This window comes from Algoriphagus sp. oki45 (genome assembly GCF_036245605.1).
Classification (GTDB): Bacteria; Bacteroidota; Bacteroidia; order Cytophagales; family Cyclobacteriaceae; genus Algoriphagus.
Window position 1 is genome coordinate 227946 of record NZ_BTPC01000002.1, and the last position, 12726, is coordinate 240671.

At 43.6% G+C, this 12726-nt stretch carries 10 protein-coding genes; 5 read left to right on the forward strand and 5 right to left on the reverse strand.

The genetic code is table 11. The features are described from left to right. Positions 1–33: 33 nt before the first annotated feature. Both AAA942_RS10515 and AAA942_RS10520 read right to left on the reverse strand, forming a co-directional pair. Positions 34–729 carry a response regulator transcription factor gene (locus AAA942_RS10515; RefSeq protein WP_338220226.1) on the reverse strand — a complete coding sequence of 232 codons (696 nt, stop codon included), beginning with the start codon at positions 727–729 and terminating at the stop codon, positions 34–36. Then, a complete protein-coding gene (locus tag AAA942_RS10520; RefSeq protein ID WP_338220227.1) occupies positions 726–2438 on the reverse strand; it encodes a sensor histidine kinase in 1713 nt (570 codons plus the stop codon). Before AAA942_RS10520 ends, AAA942_RS10515 begins: the two co-directional genes overlap by 4 nt. Before the next feature lie 173 nt (positions 2439–2611). Between AAA942_RS10520 and lysA the strand changes: the two genes are divergently transcribed. The 5 genes from lysA to AAA942_RS10545 all read left to right on the forward strand — a co-directional run bounded on the left by lysA (position 2612) and on the right by AAA942_RS10545 (position 10150). Further along, entirely contained in the window at positions 2612–3835 is a 1224-nt protein-coding gene (gene lysA, locus AAA942_RS10525; protein WP_338220228.1) for a diaminopimelate decarboxylase, read from the forward strand. A 192-nt stretch (positions 3836–4027) separates the two neighbouring features. Further along, complete coding sequence (locus AAA942_RS10530) at positions 4028–5083, forward strand: PorP/SprF family type IX secretion system membrane protein (protein ID WP_338220229.1); 1056 nt, start codon at positions 4028–4030, stop codon at positions 5081–5083. 359 nt (positions 5084–5442) lie between these two features. Further along, positions 5443–7527 carry a T9SS type B sorting domain-containing protein gene (locus AAA942_RS10535; RefSeq protein ID WP_338220230.1) on the forward strand — a complete coding sequence of 695 codons (2085 nt, stop codon included), beginning with the start codon at positions 5443–5445 and terminating at the stop codon, positions 7525–7527. Between the two features lie 4 nt (positions 7528–7531). Next, positions 7532–8566, forward strand: a complete 1035-nt coding sequence (locus AAA942_RS10540; protein ID WP_338220231.1) for a PorP/SprF family type IX secretion system membrane protein — start codon at positions 7532–7534, stop codon at positions 8564–8566. Between the two features lie 54 nt (positions 8567–8620). Next, positions 8621–10150: a cryptochrome/photolyase family protein gene (locus AAA942_RS10545; protein WP_338220232.1), complete on the forward strand. Its 1530-nt coding sequence runs from the start codon at positions 8621–8623 to the stop codon at positions 10148–10150. Here the strand turns inward: AAA942_RS10545 and AAA942_RS10550 are convergent. The 3 genes from AAA942_RS10550 to AAA942_RS10560 form a co-directional block, all read right to left on the reverse strand. Continuing rightward, positions 10145–10543, reverse strand: coding sequence for a DUF5655 domain-containing protein (locus tag AAA942_RS10550; protein WP_338220233.1), 399 nt, complete (start codon positions 10541–10543; stop codon positions 10145–10147). The genes AAA942_RS10545 and AAA942_RS10550 overlap by 6 nt on opposite strands. A gap of 78 nt (positions 10544–10621) precedes the next feature. Continuing rightward, positions 10622–11707, reverse strand: a complete 1086-nt coding sequence (locus AAA942_RS10555; RefSeq protein ID WP_338220234.1) for a porin — start codon at positions 11705–11707, stop codon at positions 10622–10624. Positions 11708–11713: 6 nt separating this feature from the next. Further along, complete coding sequence (locus tag AAA942_RS10560) at positions 11714–12631, reverse strand: mechanosensitive ion channel family protein (protein ID WP_338220235.1); 918 nt, start codon at positions 12629–12631, stop codon at positions 11714–11716. Positions 12632–12726: the final 95 nt, after the last annotated feature.

Here is a 12726-nt window from a genome sequence, read left to right on the forward strand (position 1 = left end):
TTGATACTAACGTCTAGATACTAGATACTCCAATCATCCTTCTCCCACAATCAGCTTAAATCCCTCTCCATGCACGGTGATGATCTGAACTTTGGGATCGTCTTTAAGGATTTTTCGGATTTTGCTCAGATACACATCCATTGAGCGTGCATTGAAATAGCTGTCGTCACCCCAGATTTGCTTCAGCGCATGACTTCTGTTGACCAGCTTATTGATCTCTGAGGCAAGCAAGCGAATCAGCTCATTTTCTTTGGAGGTCAATTTGTTTTTTCCGGAAGGGCCTTCAATAAATTGCTCGTCGTAATGCAATACAAAATCACCGAAAGTATAGGTTTTCAATGGAGCTACCTCAGTGGACTTTTGGGTTCTGCGGAGAATTGCAGTGATTCTCAGAAGCAGTTCCTCCATGCTGAAGGGCTTGGTGAGGTAATCATCCGCACCGATTTTGAGTCCTTCGATGATGTCGTCTTTTTGGTTTTTGGCTGTAAGGAAAAGGATTGGAAGGTCTTCCTGCACTTTTTTGATTTCTTTGGCCAGGGTAAACCCGTCCTTTTTGGGCATCATGATATCCAAAAGACAGAGATCGTATTTGTCTTTTTTGAATTTATTCCATCCTTCCTCTCCATCTCGGCAGAGGGTGGTATCGTACCCTTTCATCTGAAGGTATTCCTGAAGGATGTCACCCAGATTAGGATCGTCTTCGACTACTAATAGCTTGGCTTTGCTCATTGTCTTTTGGGTAGGTTTATCGTGAATGTACTTCCTTTACCGAGTTCGGATTGTACAAAAATCCCGCCGTGATGAGCTTCCAACATGGTCTTGACATAGGATAACCCCAAGCCAAAGCCCTTCACGTCGTGTACATTTCCGGTAGGAACCCGGTAAAATTTATCAAAAATCTTCTTTTGGGCTTCTTTACTCATCCCAATTCCATTGTCTTTGATAATAACCAAAATCTGATCTCCGTCTTCCTTGGCTTCCAAAAATACTTTGGGAGATTCAGTGGAATACTTATTGGCATTATCCAAAAGATTATTGAAAATATGGGTCAGATGAAAAGCATCCCCTTCCAGAATCGGGTTCTTGAGATTGTCTTTAAGCTCAATCTTTCCGCCTTTCTTTTCTACTTGTAAGCTGATGTGATCAATGGTACTTTGAAGCAGTTCAGAGAGATCAATAGGCTCAATCTTGAGTTTGAAATCTCCTTTTTCCAAGGCGGCCGCTTGAAGAACTTTTTCCACTTGGGAAACCAACCTTTTGTTTTCATCCTTAATAATCCCCAGATATCGGCTTCGGAAGGTATCCTGATTGGAGAGTTCCGGGTCCTGAAGTGCCTCTACGGCAAGACTTACTGTAGCCAGAGGAGTTTTAAACTCATGGGTCATGTTGTTGATAAAATCATTTTTGGTGTCTGAAAGGGCTTTTTGCCTCAAAATGACTTGAATAGCATAGACAAAACACCAGATGATTACCAGAATAAATACGACCGAACTGGAAATTGGAAGCCAAACCTGACGGATTACGTGCGTATTTTTCTCCGGAAAGTAAATGTGAAGGTAATTGTCCCGCCCCAGAATATCATTTGGAAAAAGCTTAGCCTGGACACCAGACTGAAGTACTACTTTGGGGTCATTTACTTTTCCGATAGGAATCAGATTCCCTTTGTCTCCGGTCAAGCCCAATTCAAATTCTTCTCCGATTCCTTTTATCGACAATTGATTTTTGAGGAGCTTTCTAACCTCTGCCGTATCCAAGCGATCTAAAATCGCCTGCTGTCCCTCTGCCAACTCCGCATAAGCTTTATTGAGAAGATCAATTTTCAAGTTGGTCCTTTTTATTTTGTCCAGTACATCCTCAGCAATATTAACCTCTGCCATGACTTCCGGAACTTGTGTAAAAGTCTGACTCCTTGAGTAAAAGACAGGCTGATTATTCAAAAAGGCGAGCTGTCTTTCTTTTTCCTCCAGCAAAACCTGCATCTCATCCGGAGTGAATATCGTGGAAGCAATTTCTGGAGTCATATAAGTGAAAAAATTCTCCAATTCTGACAAGAGAGTGATATCTAATCCCCGGGTCATGAGAATTCTCCGGAAGGTAGGACTGACCTGCGGCATAGCTCCTGCGAGCATAGTGTCCACTACCGAAGGCCGGGAGTAATTGGGGGTAGTGCGGATTTGTTGGAGATCGATGGGATCAATTTTTTTAAAAAGTGACTCCTGAAGTGCAGAATCCCTAATCAGCTGACTGAGGATTACTCCGCTGGCTTCTCCCTTTTCCAACTCCTCGATAGTACCGGAAAGTGCCTGAAGAACATTTTGGTCAAATCGCTCCTGATTGATCCGGATGGCGTTTCTCACCCAGTAATATTGGAAGCCCATCAGACCAAAGCTGGCCATGGACATCAATACAATGATCAGGGTGATACTACGTTTAGACATGGTACAAATTTAGTCCTTATGGCTCGGGGCTTTAATTGGTTAACATGTTTTAACGCAAGGATAAAAGGAGAAATGTCAAAAAGACTTTTCAAAACAAGGAAGCAGATTGGTCTTGGGTTCCGTTTTCAGCTGGTATTGGGTACCTTTGTGCCTTCTTTGTGAAAATACATTCCATGCAAAACCCACAACAAATCCAGGGAGTCTCTTTTGAATCCATAGCAAATGAATTTGGCACACCGGTGTATGTCTATGACGGCGAAAAGATCGTAGAACAGATCGAAACTTTACAGAAGGCATTCCGAAGCGTGCCCTTCAAAATCAAGTATGCCACAAAAGCACTTTCCAACCTTTCGGTCTTGAAGCTGATCAAAAATGCAGGAGCCGGAATAGATGCCGTGTCCATAGAGGAAGTCAAGCTGGGTATGATGGCAGGATTCGAGGCTCCTGAGATCATGTACACACCAAGTGGAGTGCCTTTTGAAGAAATCAGGGAAGCAGTGGACCTGGGAGTAATGGTCAACTTGGACAGTATTCCCTTGATTCGGGAATTTGGTAAAACCTATGGGGGAACTGTGCCAGCTTGTATCCGGATCAATCCTCACATCATGGCCGGGGGAAATCACAAGATTTCTGTGGGTCATATCGAGAGTAAGTTTGGAATCTCCATAGACTTGCTGCCTGAGATAGTAGAGGCCGTAGGTGAGTATGGATTAAAAATCTGGGGTCTTCATATCCACACCGGTTCAGACATTTATGATGCTGAGGTGTTTTTGAGAGGAGGCAATGTCCTTTTTGAAGCAGCCATGCAGTTTCCTGACTTGAAGTTTTTGGATTTTGGAGGAGGATTCAAAGTAGCATACAAGGAAGGTGATCCGTCTACAGATGTATTGGAGGTAGGAAAAATTGTGAGCAAAGCATTTGAAGAGTTTTGCCAAAAATATGGGCGTCCACTAGAGCTTTGGATAGAGCCCGGAAAGTTTTTGGTAAGTGAGGCAGGCTATCTTCTTGTCAAAACAACGGTGGTAAAAAGCGCTCCCACTATCACCTTTGCGGGTGTTGATTCTGGGCTGAATCACCTGATTCGACCCATGATGTATGAGGCCTACCATGATATCTACAATCTCAGCAATCCAGACGGAAAAAAGGAAAAATACAATATTGTCGGCTACATATGTGAGACTGATACCCTTGCTGCCCACCGTCAGCTTCCAGAAATTCGACAAAACGACCTGCTAGTCATCAAAAATGCAGGAGCGTATGGGTATAGCATGGCTTCCAATTACAATAGTCGCCTAAGACCGGCAGAAGTATTGATTTGGAAAGGAAAAGCACATCTCATCCGAAAGCGTGAGGAGTTTGAAGATCTGACCAGAAATCAGGTCTTGATAGAATTTTAATTGCAAGGGAGCCTGTTTGGCTCCTTTGGTATAATTATTGAACCGAGTTTAAAAATGTCTCGGTTACAATTCGATACTCAGGTTCGATAACTGATCGGGACCGATTGCTCACCCAATCCTAAGCCCTAGTTGTTCATTCCATTTAAGTGGAAAGAATCTGATCATTTGAATGTATTGATATTAACTTTGCCCATGAGGGCTAGAGCTATGGTGAGGAAAATTATCGGAAGTATTGCTATGTGTGTTTCGCTATTGTTAGCGGGATATTCCTATGCGCAAGATGTCCAATACTCCCAATTCTACGCCGCCCCTCTTTATCTCAACCCTGCCCTGACAGGAGCCAGTGAATTGACCCGAGTAGGTGTAAATTATCGAAATCAATGGCCTGGACTGGACCATAGTTTTAATTCCTATTCTGCCTATATCGATCATTACATTTTTGACTACAACAGTGGAATTGGCCTTATTTTCAATGGAAATCAGGAAACTCTCGCCAATCTTTCTACCAATGAAATCGGCCTAAGCTACTCCTACAGACTTAGAATCAGCGAAAACTTCTTTTTCCGAATAGGTGCTCAGGTGAGTTACATGCAGCGGGATGCATTCTTTTCCGATCTCGTTTTTGGTTCGATGATCGATATTGTAAATGGTACCGTAGGTGGAATTACGGATGAATTGAATGGCATCCCTTTAGACAGCAGACATTCCTTCTTTGACTATGCCGTAGGCGGGATGTTTTACAATGACAAATTCTGGCTGGGAGGTTCTGCCCATCACTTAACCGAACCGAATATTTCTTTTGTAGACGACCAGACTAGCGTACTTCCCATGAAGGTATCTCTTCAAGGAGGGTATAGAGTCGACTTGGCTCCAGGAGGAAGAGATTATTTCACTCATATCGGTCAGGAAAGAAGTGTTTCTTTTGCTTTCAATTACAAACAGCAAGATCCATTTAATCAATTGGACGTGGGAACACAGCTTTTTCTGGAACCTTTGGTATTGGGCGTTTGGTATAGAGGGCTTCCTACGAAAAATAATTTGCCAAACAACGAAGCCATCATTGGTCTCATCGGAATTTCTTTACCAAGTGGATTGGATATCGGCTATTCCTATGATGTCACTGTTTCCAAATTGGGACAAAAAAACAGTGGAGGAGCCCATGAAGTCTCGTTAAGATATACTTTTCTATGGGGAGATCCCAGATCAAGAAACCAAAGATCAAGGGTAATTCCTTGTTTTAGGTATTAATTTCGCTCCAACGGCGATTCGTGAAAAAAATTTGAAATTTTTTTTCAAGGCCTGATTTTCAGGCCTTTTTCATTTCATATAATCAAAAAAGCAGATTCAAGCCAGTTTTTTATTTTATAAGACAATTTCAAGAAAAATTACACTTTTCCAAGTCACTGCTTTTCCCAATTGTCTTTACCAAGACTATTGCATATAAAAATTTTTTCTCTCTATTTAAGCAAATCTGTGTGTTTTATAGAATATCATTTTGCAGTATATGATTTACAAAAAATATTATTCTAAAAAATAAAATACACAAAATAGATATTATACAGCAAAAATAACGAGTGAAAATAGGGGAATAAATACCCACCGATCCTATGAAAAAAGGAATAGGTTTAATTCTAAAGAGCTTCTTGATGATGTCAATTTTGACATTCATCTCCTCTCTTGCTTATTCCCAATTCGCTTTTAATATCCCGGATCGATCCAATCAGCGAGTACATAACTATTCCGATATGGGCGTGGAAGTAAGCGGAAAACTCGCTCTTTGTTCTCATTCCGAAAAAGGAAACATCAACCTGGATGTATATGGTGGAAGAGCTCCCTATACATTCAAATGGAATAACAATGAAACCACCCAAAACCGCACTAATCTAAACGCTGGAACATATACTGTTTGGATCACAGATTCTGATGGGAGGACTTTGGAAAAAAGCATTGTCATTCAGCCTCCTTTTCCTCTTCTTCTAAATCCAGTGGAAAAAAGAGATGCTTCCTGTGGATCAGGAAATGACGGATATGCCAAAATCAGCGTGAAAATCGGCCGTAATGATTATGAAGCCGATAGCCCTCCTTACGATGTCACCTGGAGCAATGGCTTAAAAAATGTGTGGGAAGCCTCTAATCTGGCCCCTGGAGTTTATACCGTAAAAGTCGGAGACAAATACTATTGCGAAACCACCATTTCCTTTGAAATCAAGGCTGCCTCCGAAGGTCTTACTTTGACCGAATCCATCCAAAATATAAGCTGCAGCTCTGATCAAAACGGAAAAATCAGTCTGAATGTAACCGGAGGACAAGGTCCGTACACCTACAAATGGAGTCATGGACCTACCACTTCCAGCCTCGAAAGCCTCGGTGCGGGAACTTATGACGTGCTGGTTCAGGACAGCAAAGGTTGTTCTATTCAGTCCTCCTATCAAATCAGTGCTCCAAGTTCCCTTCTTCTTTCTGAGAGTATTTCAGAGCCTTCCTGTGCTGGAACTGCGGATGGAAAAATTCAGCTTCAAGTCCAAGGTGGTAAAGCCCCCTATACTTATCAATGGAATACAGGATCTAGCTCCCCGCTGATCTCCAACCTTTCTTCTGGGACCTATTCCGTTCTGGTGACGGATGCATCCGGCTGCCAAACTCAAAAACAATTCAACCTTTCCAATTCATCTAATCTTCAGGTAGAAGTTTTGGAGAAAAAGCCTGTATCCTGCTCAGGAGAACCTGATGGATCTGTAGCCTTGGGAATTAAAGGCACCTTTGGAAATGCCTCAATTAAATGGTCAGACGGCAAAACAGGCGGCGAGAAGAGAAATGATTTAGCCCCAGGAACCTACACTGCTCAAGTCACTGATGAATCAGGCTGCATAGTTGAAGTCTCCTTTTCCATCGATCAAAACCAAAGTTTAACCGCAAAAATCGAAACTGCTCTTGAGGTGAATTGCGAAGAAGGAAGTGTGACGGGCGTAGCCTGGGTATCTATTGAAGGAGGGGTAGAACCCTACCAGATATCCTGGTCTTCCTCAGAAAATTCACGGGAAATTTCCTTTAAAGAATCCGGAAGACTTAAGGTGGAAATAGTAGATGCGCTAGGATGTAAGACTTCTACCGAAACCAATGTAGAAATTCCAAAGAACTCAACTTTAGGTTCCAGAATAGAATTCGGCTATAGAAAACTGGCTATCAGCAGTGAACCTGAAGTGCAAGTCAAAGAGGAAATTCTCTTTGAAAGCGAAATCGCACCGGAAATAATCTCCTGGTCCTGGGAATTTGGAGACGGAACCTACTCTACTGAAAAGGACCCCATTCACATCTTCCAAAAAGAAGGAACCTACGAAGTTACCTTGACCGGATATGATGTTTTTGGTTGCACAGCCGTAGAAACCAACACCATTCAGGTCATTGCGCCTCAAGAAATGGTCGTCATCCCCAATGCCTTCTCACCCAATGGTGATGGGTTGAATGATACCTTCTTACCAAAGCTTAAAGGAGTCTCATCTTTCACACTCGAGGTATTTAATACCTGGGGTGAAAAACTCTTCGTCACCCAATCACTTGAATCGGCCGGATGGGATGGCACCTATCGGGGTCAGCTAGTCCCTCCGGGAAATTACCTCTATCGTATCACCTACACTCTCTTCTCGAGCGAAATCACCCAAAACCGCTCGGGAGGAATCACCCTAATCAGATAAGTTTATGAAAAAAACTTTTACCCTGATCACCCTTGCGTCCTTATGCCTCTTCACCTGTATGGTTCAGGCACAGGATATTCAGTACTCCCAGTTTTACGCCAATCCTCTATACCTCAATCCGGCCATGACCGGAGCCTCGGAGGGCACAAGCTTCGGAGTAAACTACCGAAACCAATGGCCGGGACTGGATCAAAGCTTTGTTTCCTATTCTGCCCATGTTGACCATTATTTCTTTGGTGCGAAAAGCGGAGTGGGGCTTATTTTCAATCGCTCAGAGCAAAGTATGGCCAACCTGAGTGTGTCTGAAATCGGGCTCACTTACTCCTATCGCGCAAGACTTGGATTCCGGTCCTTTCTTCGAGTGGGAGGACAGGTCAGCTTTATGGACAGAGATGCCTACTTTGGAAATTTGGTGTTCGGAAGCCAAATCGACGATCAGACAGGAGCTATTGGGGACTTTTCAGGAGAAAATCTCGGTGAGGATTTTCGTCACCAATTCGCAGATTACAGCGTAGGAATGATGTTTAATAATGAAAACCTTTGGTTTGGATTTTCAGCCCATCACATCACCCAACCCAATATTTCATTTATCGACAATGAGCTGACCCAGCTTCCTGTGAAATTCTCTGCCCATGGTGGATACAAAATTGACCTCTCCGGAGGAGCAGCAAAAAATTTCCTAAATAGATCTACTGGAAACAGAGAATTGACCTTCGCCTTCAATTACAAAAACCAAGGCCCATTTCAGCAATTAGACTTAGGCACACAAGTGAATCTGCAGCCTTTGGTCCTAGGCGTTTGGTATAGAGGAATCCCGGTTTCAGAGGCAAACCAAACTACCCATGAATCTATCATTGCACTGGTAGGAATATCCGTCTCATCCGGTCTGAGCATTGGCTACAGTCATGACTTTACACTATCTTCTTTGGGAAATGCCAACACCGGAGGAGCACATGAGGTCAGCCTTCGATACAGCTTTTTGGCCACTTCCAGTAAAGGCGCCGGAAGAAAATCCTCCATGCCTTGCTTCAAATACTAATTCATAAAACAATCACCCCACCAAAGGGCTTTATCGAAGTAAAGCCCTTTTTTTATGTCCAAAACGCTACGATTGATTCTCGGTGATCAACTCAACTCCAAGCATTCCTGGTTTACCAAGACTGACTCATCAGTCACCTACTTGATGATGGAAGTCAGGCAGGAGACAGACTACGTTCGGCATCATATCCAAAAAGTGGTCGCTTTCTTTTTAGCCATGAGAACCTTTGCCGACCAACTCAAAAAAGAGGGACATCAGGTGCTCTACTTCAATCTGAACGATCCGGAAAACAAACAGGATTTCGACAAGCAAATATCCCTTTTGGTAGAAAAAGAGAATTATACCCGCTTCGAATACCAGCACCCGGATGAATACCGACTGGATCAGCAGCTGAAAAACTTGGGGCAAGCTTTATCCATTGAAACACAGGCTGTGGATTCCGAGCATTTTTTGACTTCACGGGAATTCTTGAAAGACTTTTTTAAAGGAAAAAAAACCTACCTCATGGAGACCTTCTATAGGGAAATGCGAAAGAAGTACGATATCCTGATGGAAGGCAAGGAACCATTGACCGGTCAGTGGAACTATGACCATGACAACCGACAGGCCCTAAAAGACAAAAAGCTGCTGAAAAAGCCGCTGATTCATCCCAAAAATGTTCAGGAAATCGTCCAAATGATTGAAAAATCAGGGGTAAGGACAATGGGTAAATTGGATGAAGTGAATTTTCCCTGGCCAGTATCCCGGGAGGAAAGCTTGGAGCTACTTGACCACTTTTGCGAAAAGCTTTTGCCCAATTTCGGTGCTTATCAAGATGCACTTACTACTTGGGACCCTTACCTTTTCCATTCCCGCCTGAGTTTTTCCATGAACTCCAAATTGGTTTCTCCCTTGGAAGTCGTGAAAAAAGTGGAAGAGTATTGGCAGGATCATCAAAATCAAATCTCCATTGCTCAGGTGGAAGGTTTTATCCGACAGATCATCGGTTGGAGGGAATACATGCGGGGGATCTATTGGGCCAAAATGCCTGAGTTTGCCGAGATGAACTTCTTTGACCACGACCGAAAACTGCCAGAATGGTTTTGGACCGGCAAGACCAAAATGAACTGCCTAAAGGAATCAATCGGTCAATCCTTGGATTTGGCCTATGCCCATCATATTCAGCGATTGATGGTCACAGGAAATTTCGCTCTGCTTGCAGGAATACATCCGGATGAGGTAGACCAATGGTATCTTGGCATCTACATCGACGCCATCGAATGGGTAGAAATCACCAATACCCGCGGAATGAGCCAGTTTGCCGATGGGGGAATCGTGGGCACCAAACCCTATGTCTCCTCGGCCAATTACATCAAGAAACAGGGAAATTACTGCGATCATTGTGCCTATGATTCCAAAGAAAAAGTGGGAGAAAAGGCCTGTCCCTTTAATTCACTGTATTGGCACTTTTATGCCCGAAACCGGGAAAAACTGGAGAAAAATCCCAGAATTGGAATGATGTATCGCACTTGGGATAAAATGGGGAATAAGCAAGAAATCCTCGATCAAGCAGAGGCCTATCTGGCTAACATCGAGGACCTATAGAAAATCATAGGAGTTCCTCAGTTGCCTGATCAAAAAAGGAGAAACCTCTTCCAAACGACTGATTCTAAAGTGATTTTGGTACTTTTTAGCAACCTTTTTTGATTTAAAAAATGGAGGGCAAGGCAATTCCTCCTTTGAGTAAAACTGCAGATCCAAAAACTTGGACATAGGCCTGATCACCAAAAAAGTCTGTCTATGGACAAATAAGACGCATTTTTGGGTATTGCTCACAATGACACCGTCCCACTCCACCACCTCGGCCAATAGCTTATCAAAAATGTATTCCAGTTCTTTAGGCTTGCCCTCAAACAGCGAGTCCAAATCCGCTTTTACGCAGACATGCCATTGGTTTTCCCGTAGCAAATCTCTCTCACACCTAGGGCAGGTCCACATGGTAGGGCTGTGTTTCCATTTTAAGACGAACTAGACACAGGCACGGTCTGTTTTGAGCCGGAAAAAATTCTTAAAAAATCAATTACTTCCAGTCCAAAAAAATGCCCAGGAAACCAAAAAGAAGAAATTTTCTGATTCTGCTGGAGAAAAACCCTGCTCGAGAGGAACCTGAGAATCCAACCATCTTCCTTCGGCTCTCAGAAGGCTCCATTGGCCGATTTGCTTATCCAAATTGAGAGAAAATCCGCTGGTTTCTACTCCAAGATTTCCTCCCGAGTCTGCTATCGCCTGAAATGGATCTCCAAAATATTCATAGCGAATTGCCCCCATAAACCCATCTGAAAAGCGATATCGGGCAATTGCCGATAGGCCCCACCAGTTGCGGTCGGCTGCATCTGCCTGAGTACGCTTGCCCACATCAACTCCTGCCACCAGTTTCCACCGATTTCCAAGCGAGAAGTCTGCATACATATTGCTAAAGTAGAGGTAGGTACCTGCCTCCAGAGGCTGATCTGTTCCCAAAAAAGTAGACCAATTTAGTGTCAAGTTGGAGTTGGGTTTAAAATTAGCCTGAGTGCCAAATGAAGGGACATTTTTCCCAGGTATAGCCCGGATGCGTTGCCAGCCGTTCAGGTACAGTAAAGCAAAATACCAAGTCTCGCTTTTCTGCCAGCCCAGTTTAACTCCTGTCTCAAAGTAGGGGCTGTTTTCGGCAATAAGGGATCGGGAAAGCGTGAGGTTGTCCTTGGAAATCGCCGACTCAAATCCAATACGGGAGGGAAGTACTCCGGCATCCAACCAAACTTTTTGATCCTGATCCAGAGCCACCCCGAAATTTGCCTGGGAAATCCATCGAAGGGCTGCCGGTTCGTCTGCATAATTATCAGATGCATAGTTGCCCTGCTGAAGGCCCAAATTAGCCCGGAATCGGTCTTTTTGAAATGACCCAGAAATCAGCGCGAGGTTGACAGCTGGCTGATCGTGCCGGGTATGATTGTAGAGAAATGGAAGTCGTTTTTTGGAAAGTGGCTCATTAAAATCATAGCCATAGTACAGATCCAAAAAGGCAGAAAAAGAAAAAAATTGAGGTTTATCCTCCGCCTCCTGAGAAAAGGACCACTGGGATAAAGTGATCAAAGCGAACACAAGGATTCTTTTGCGCATTGGATACTAATTACCTATCTGATCTAGGGTGACCCGCGATTTGGGGAGGCTTTCCGGATAGTTTTTCTGGAGAAACTCAATCATCTTTTCCCGCACGTAGACTCGCAAATCCCAAGCTGTGGGGGAATTTTTGGCTGAAACCAAAATTCGGCTTTCCACCGTTCTTTCTTTTGCTTCAGTCACTTGGAGGACCTTCACCTTTTTATCCCAAAGCGGAGTTGATTCCAAAATCCGGTCCAGTTCTTTTCTCATTTCTTCAAAAGATACTGTGTAATCCGTGTGAATAAAAACACTGCCGATGATATCCGCTGAGGTTCGGGTCCAGTTTTGAAAAGGTTTTTCCAAGAAATAGGTGGTGGGCAAAACCAGTCTTCGTTGATCCCAAAGCCGAACTACCACATAGGTCAAATTAATTTCCTCGATCCAGCCCCATTCTCCCTCCACGACGACCGCATCATCGAGACGAAACGGCTGAGCAAAAGCAATCTGAATCCCGGCAATCAAGGTTCCTATGGCTTTTTGAGCGGAAAAGCCGATGATGATTCCGGCCACTCCCGCTGAAGCAAACAACCCCACTCCGATCTGCCTGATCGATTCAAAAGAGATCAAAATCAGCCCTACACCAAATAGCAAAATGATGCAATTGGCCACTTTCTGAAGGATATTCAGCTGGGTATAGATCTTCCTGGCCTTGAGATTATCCTCCTGATTGATGTCGTAATTTTTCAAAAACTCACGCTTCGCAATGCCTGTTCCTACCAGAAGAGTCCATACGACCCCGATGATGATCAAGACCGTATTGGCAGGAGAGAGGTATTTAAATGGACCTGTCCAGCTTTGGGCTTCTTCGTGTAGATAAAACTTGGCTAGAAGTAGGACCGTCGTGGTTAAAAGGGGTAAAATAAGTCGCTTGTTGATATTCATAGAAAAATGTTGGTGAACGAAGCCAGAAGATAAAAAAGGATAGGCCCTGAACCAAAAAAAACCGCCTTTTGGCGGTTTTCGAGATTCGTTCAGCC

Bases quoted from the DNA above. Each gene is read 5' to 3' on its own strand.
- AAA942_RS10515 (WP_338220226.1), bottom strand. From the start codon at position 729: ATGAGCAAAGCCAAGCTATTAGTAGTCGAAGACGATCCTAATCTGGGT.
- AAA942_RS10520 (WP_338220227.1), bottom strand. From the start codon at position 2,438: ATGTCTAAACGTAGTATCACCCTGATCATTGTATTGATGTCCATGGCC.
- lysA (WP_338220228.1), top strand. From the start codon at position 2,612: ATGCAAAACCCACAACAAATCCAGGGAGTCTCTTTTGAATCCATAGCA.
- AAA942_RS10530 (WP_338220229.1), top strand. From the start codon at position 4,028: ATGAGGGCTAGAGCTATGGTGAGGAAAATTATCGGAAGTATTGCTATG.
- AAA942_RS10535 (WP_338220230.1), top strand. From the start codon at position 5,443: ATGAAAAAAGGAATAGGTTTAATTCTAAAGAGCTTCTTGATGATGTCA.
- AAA942_RS10540 (WP_338220231.1), top strand. From the start codon at position 7,532: ATGAAAAAAACTTTTACCCTGATCACCCTTGCGTCCTTATGCCTCTTC.
- AAA942_RS10545 (WP_338220232.1), top strand. From the start codon at position 8,621: ATGTCCAAAACGCTACGATTGATTCTCGGTGATCAACTCAACTCCAAG.
- AAA942_RS10550 (WP_338220233.1), bottom strand. From the start codon at position 10,543: ATGTGGACCTGCCCTAGGTGTGAGAGAGATTTGCTACGGGAAAACCAA.
- AAA942_RS10555 (WP_338220234.1), bottom strand. From the start codon at position 11,707: ATGCGCAAAAGAATCCTTGTGTTCGCTTTGATCACTTTATCCCAGTGG.
- AAA942_RS10560 (WP_338220235.1), bottom strand. From the start codon at position 12,631: ATGAATATCAACAAGCGACTTATTTTACCCCTTTTAACCACGACGGTC.